This window comes from Janthinobacterium sp. ROICE36, from assembly GCF_002869965.1.
In the GTDB taxonomy this organism is placed as follows: Bacteria; Pseudomonadota; Gammaproteobacteria; order Burkholderiales; family Burkholderiaceae_D; genus Janthinobacterium.
On record NZ_PEBS01000174.1, the window covers coordinates 1 to 1,333 of the forward strand.

Here is a 1,333-nt window from a genome sequence, read left to right on the forward strand (position 1 = left end):
GATCATTCGAACCACTTCCAGCTTCAGGCTAGGGTCGAATGTCTTCCGTTTTCTTGTTGCCATGTATTACTCCTCAGATGGTGTATTTTCCACCTATCGAGGTGTCCGGGCAAATTAGACCACAGCATACCGCAGGCGTAGACCGGCAGTTATGGGAAACGCCGTCGCAGAAATTTGCGGCGATTGCGCAGTTGGAGAAACGTCGGTATCGGCCCTTGCCACTACGGAGGGTTTATATCCCCAAAGCCAATGGGAAGGAACGCCCCCTGGGCATCCCGACCATGAAAGATCGAGCCATGCAGGCGTTGCACTTGCTGGCCCTTGATCCGGTATTGGAAACGGTGAGTGACCCGAATTCTTATGGTTTTCGGAAAAGCCGCTCAACGGCCGATGCAATGAGCCAGATATTCGTAAGAATGTCCCAGAGGACTTCGGCCCAATGGGTACTGGATGCGGATATTGAAGGCTTCTTCGATAACATCAACCACGACTGGATGATTGACCATGTTTGCATGGATAAATCGATTCTTCGGAAGTGGTTGAAATCCGGGGTGGTTCACCGGACGCAATTGCTGGCAACCACAGCGGGAACACCGCAGGGCGGCATCATCAGCCCTGCATTGGCAAATTGGACGCTGAACGGACTGGAAGCGGAACTGATCGAACACCTCGGTGCCCGATCCGGAACGTCGAAATTCCAAAAGCTAAAAGTTGGTGTCGTGCGATACGCGGACGATTTCGTGGTAACCAGTGCTTCACAAGAGTTGCTGGAAACAGAAATCCGGCCATGGATAGAAGCATTCCTCGCAAAGCGTGGGTTGCGACTGTCGCAGGCCAAGACCAATATCGTACATATTGACCAAGGTTTTGACTTCCTTGGGTGGAATTTCCGGAAATACGAGGGAAAGTTACTCATCAAACCGAGTCAGAAAAACGTGAAGGCGTTCTATGAAAAGGTGAGGAAGGTCATCGGCGCACAACTGACGGCAAAGCAGGAAGATTTGATCCGGCTGCTGAATCCGATGCTACGAGGCTGGGCGCAATATCACAGTCCCGTAGTGGCCAAGCAGGCGTTCTCGTATATGCAGTCGCTGCTATTCTGGCGACTGATGAGGTGGGCCAAGCGCAGACACCCGAACAAAGATGCTGATTGGATTCGCAAGAAATACTGGCGGACAGTCGGTGACCGAAATTGGGTGTTTGCTGGGGAGTGTCAGGATTTTTGTGTGTCCGGAGTCATTTAGCTAATTTCAATGCTTGGTCACAGGTGCGCCGTAAAGCGCTCGGCGAACAGAATGGCGAATTGGTTTTTCGCGGCACGCCAAGTGATGGC

General features: G+C 52.1%; 1 pseudogene. It reads left to right on the top strand.

Annotation, left to right across the window (positions count from 1 at the left end):
• Positions 1-128 precede the first annotated feature (128 nt).
• A pseudogene (gene ltrA, locus CSZ94_RS27275) lies at positions 129-1,205 on the top strand (group II intron reverse transcriptase/maturase); the annotation flags it as partial.
• Positions 1,206-1,333 lie beyond the last annotated feature (128 nt).